This window comes from Ferrovum myxofaciens, assembly GCF_000735045.1.
GTDB lineage: Bacteria > Pseudomonadota > Gammaproteobacteria > Burkholderiales > Ferrovaceae > Ferrovum > Ferrovum myxofaciens.
Genome location: NZ_JPOQ01000038.1, coordinates 1 through 4,050, shown reverse-complemented (window position 1 = coordinate 4,050; position 4,050 = coordinate 1). Strand labels below are relative to the sequence as shown.

The following is a 4,050-nucleotide window of genomic DNA, read 5'->3' as shown; positions in this document are numbered from 1 at the left end:
CCACTTTGCATCCAGCACCTCGCGTTTTCTGGCACCGGTCAGGATCAGCATCGGCACGATGAATTTGAGCATAGGATTCTCACTCCGGCACACCGTTTCGTATAGTTTCTGGGCTTCTTCCTCTGTTAGGAACCGCTCTTTTTTACCAGCAAGGTCCTCGAACAAGGGAACGTCCTTGGTGGGGTTTGCTGTGACGCCGGGGATTTCCCAGCGCACTGCAAGGTTCATGGCATAGCGCAGCAGGATCAGGCAACGGTTGCAGGTGCCCAGGGCGTAACCTTTTGTACGCATCCCGTGGTGGAACTGGATTACATCGTGTTTGGTGATCTCGTCCAGATACTTTTTGCCGAAAGCAGGCAGCAGATGGTTTCGCAGATAGGAATCGTCGGCTTGCCAGGAACGCTTGTAACCCTTCACGAAGGGCATATATCGATCGGCCATGAAGTTGGCGAAGGTGGGCGTCAACTTCAACTCGGTTTTTATAGCCATGGGATCCTCCCCCATCGCTACCTTGAAAAGTTTTTGGCTTGCCAGTTCTCTGGCGTCATTCAGGCTCAAAACACGGACATCGCCAAGTTTTAATTCTATTTGTTTGCCTCGAATGCTTCTATACCGTAGATAATAGGTTTTTCTGCCTGATTTCAGGACTTTTAGAAGTAACCCATTCACTTTCGTGTCAAAATAGTCTACCTTTGACACGGTTGTAGGGCATTCTGCCCTGTTTATCAGGGTATTTGTAAGTGTTTGCGTAGTCATCTGGCCTCTGTTGGGTTATACGCACTTATATTCCTATGTTCGGGGACTAATAGTCCCATATTGGAGAAATAATGTCAATAGAGATGACCGATGAAAACGTGAAGGTTGCCGTGGCGATGAGAACAGCACGGGCCGCTTTAGGGATTAATCAGCAGGAACTGGCGGACGATTTGGGGGTTGCTAAATCTACGATAGCCAGAATAGAGACGATGGAAATGCAGCCGAAGGTGGATCTGTACCTTAAGGCCCTAAAATACTTTAAGGAAGCCGGGATTGACGTGGATTCGATCTATTCGGACAACATAACGGTTAATATCAGTACCAAGGCGTTGAATACTTCTAAGCAGTATTTGATGGATGAGGACAAGCGGCGTTCGGACAAGAAAAAGGCACCCAAGACCAAGATCATGGAGTAGATTTGGTGGGTTTTGGTAGAAGGGTCTCGTTTGGAGGAGGATGGGTTAATCCATTGACAAGGTAAGCAACTTTGCGGGTGTTTACTGGATCATTGCGGAATTTCTTGATAAAAAAACTGTATTTTGGTAGAAAATCCATAAATATGGACTTATAATCGTTATTTATGGATATTAAATCAATATAGTAGTTATTAGTCCAACTTGTCATCTCACTACAGGTATTGACAGTTTTACGCCTGCTGGCAATTCCGCCATCAACGGTGTGATAAACGGTACCAGCAGCACTTTCAATTCGCTGGACAGCATCGTTGCAACCGGTACCGGTAACACGTTGAATATTGCTGATCAAACCACAGGCAGCTCTACTTTCCCGACTGTCACCGTAACCGGTGTTCAGACGGCGAATGTTACTGCAGTTGGCGCAGAGACCATTGATGCGTCAGGTTGGACCGGACTTACCGCGTTGAACATCAAGGCATCCACGGGTGCTGATGTCATTACTGCGGCTTCTACCGCAGCTACAACTGTGACAAATACGCTGGCATCTGCAAACTCGCCGGTGGGCACTTTGTCGGTGCCTACTGTTAGCGCAATTAGCGCAACAACGATTGATGGCGGAACTACTGTAAATCTTACCGCTACTGGTTCGGTTACAGTCGTTAGTACTTCAACTACGCCTGCTACTACGGGTGATGGTGGAGCTATTGGCAACATCGTTGTTGGAGGGACAACTGCTCCTACGGGTAACGTAACTATTACGGCAACAGAAACGGCATCGGATTCAAATGCGACTGCTACAGTTGGTGTATCACTAGCCTCAGCCCAATTTGGCAACATCACAGCTACAAGTGGTGCAGGCGTAACCATCACCAGCACAGAAAATGTCGGAAATTTTGCTGATATGGACATGGCAACGGCCGGGACAATCACTGCAACAGCCGGAACGGGTCCGTTGAACATCACCTCCAATGTGAATGTGACCGACACTGCTGCTGCTGCCGCCGCAACAATATTCACTGCTGGAGCGATTTCGGCAACCGGTGGAACCACCATCACCGTCAATGAAACCGCCACTGCCTCTGCTGCTGCTTTGGCTGCAAATCCTGGTGTAGCTGGTGTCGCAGGTACCAGCACTCTTACCGTTACACAGGGTGCAGTTACTGCACTGGATGGTGGTACAGCAACAAGCGTAACCATTAATCAGGCAGCACATGTAACAGCAGTGGGCGCAACTGGTGCTGTTACAGCAAGTTCTGGAACAACAACTGCAGGTGGCCCTGGTTACTCTGCATCTACTTCGGGGGCTGTTACTGCCGCAGCTGCTGTTCCTGGTACTTTGGGAGTGGCTGCTGGGCAGGTAATTGTTTCTGGAACCACTGGATCAGCCTCTACAAGCGCTTCTTCCACAATTACTACGGTTACGTTGGCCAACTATGCTAGCGGTTCTTACGTCAACAGTAAAGCGCTTACCACCCTGACCTTGTCGGGTACGGGTGCAGGCCTTGCAGTCGACAACGTGGCGGCAACGGCACTTGCAATGAACCTGAATGGCCTTACAGATGCAACAGGTCTTACCACCTCTGGTGTCAAGACACTGAATGTAACCACTGGCGGATCTGGCGCTACCACCCTTGGGGCAACAACATCAGCAGGTATTGCTGACACAAGCCTGACGACCCTGAATATTTCTGGTACGCAAACCTTGTCTCTCTTTGATATGTCGGCTGATAGTGGGCTGACAGCAATTGCAGTCTCTGGATCTGCAGGTTTTAATGACAACGGAACATTCGCCGGCACCGCTTCTGGTACTACGTTGGCCACGACTTCCAGCGGCACCATCACTGCGACTCTCCACAGCGCAGGTACAGACACCTTCACGGGGTCAACTGGTCAGGATGTGATTACGATTTCTGCAGATCAGACCAAGGCTGTAACGGGTGGTTCAGCAACAAACAACGAGTTGATTTTGAGCGGGACTGGGACGTTCAGCAGCGGAACAGGCCACACTTGGGGTGAAGTCTCAGGGTTTAGCATTCTGGGGATTAATGTAGCTGCTGGTAGCACGGTCACCTACAATGCAGCAGCCATGGGATCTAACACATTCAATTCGTTGGATGTGATAAGCGGCAGTACAACCGCAACTGTTACCAACTTGGTCAAGGGTTCTTCCCTGTCGATTGATGCAGGTACTGCCTTAACTGGCGATACAGTGGTATTCCAGACGGCTGATACAACCGGTGCAACAGATTCTTCAACTGTGAATCTGGGTACGACTGCTAATGGTGCGATTACTGTAACAAGCCTGTCCATGGGTGATGCAAACGGTGTGGGTATCGCAACCCTGAACATTGTCAGCAACGACACGGCTGCTAATGCGGGTGGTGTAAATACAATTACGACTCTTGTGGACAGTGGTCTGTCAACCCTGAACGTGAGTGGGGTAGATGGATTAACCATTACAACCTTAAACGAAGGTCATACACTTGGTAGCACAGCGACAGCAGCTACTGGCCTGACAATCAACAATACTTCAGGTGCTGCAGTTACTATTGGAGCCCTGACTGATTCAGCGATGGGTTCATTGACATTCACTGGTAGTGGTAATGATGTGATTGGACAGGTGCTGAGTTTGACTGGACATTCACTATCTGTTGTTAACTCCGGCACAGGTAATGCCTATATCACTTCGTTGGGTGCCGATTCGAGCCTAACCTCGTTGACCCTGAGCGGTAATGTTGCGTTGAACAATGATGCTAGTAGTAAATATCATTAAAAGGTTTACGTAATACAATTCCCTCCCGTACAATGATCGAGAGAAATTTTGGTCAAAACCATAAAGGACGGGGGGAGATAATGGGACGAAAGACGGATCGAGCAC

At 49.1% G+C, this 4,050-nt stretch carries 4 protein-coding genes; 2 read left to right on the top strand and 2 right to left on the bottom strand.

Translation table 11 applies throughout. The features are described 5' to 3' along the window. Positions 1 to 756: tyrosine-type recombinase/integrase (locus tag IV91_RS0106775; protein WP_031597070.1), on the bottom strand; the 756-nt coding region annotated here is incomplete at its 3' end. Positions 757 to 827: 71 nt separating this feature from the next. Between IV91_RS0106775 and IV91_RS0106770 the strand changes: the two genes are divergently transcribed. Then, positions 828 to 1,172, top strand: coding sequence for a helix-turn-helix transcriptional regulator (locus IV91_RS0106770; protein ID WP_031597069.1), 345 nt, complete (start codon positions 828 to 830; stop codon positions 1,170 to 1,172). On the opposite strand, the gene IV91_RS17855 is transcribed toward IV91_RS0106770, so the two are convergent. Further along, positions 1,162 to 1,521, bottom strand: coding sequence for a hypothetical protein (locus IV91_RS17855; protein ID WP_150112410.1), 360 nt, complete (start codon positions 1,519 to 1,521; stop codon positions 1,162 to 1,164). The genes IV91_RS0106770 and IV91_RS17855 overlap by 11 nt on opposite strands. Between IV91_RS17855 and IV91_RS0106765 the strand changes: the two genes are divergently transcribed. Next, entirely contained in the window at positions 1,504 to 3,945 is a 2,442-nt protein-coding gene (locus IV91_RS0106765; RefSeq protein WP_150112409.1) for a beta strand repeat-containing protein, read from the top strand. The genes IV91_RS17855 and IV91_RS0106765 overlap by 18 nt on opposite strands. The last annotated feature ends 105 nt before the right edge of the window (positions 3,946 to 4,050 follow it).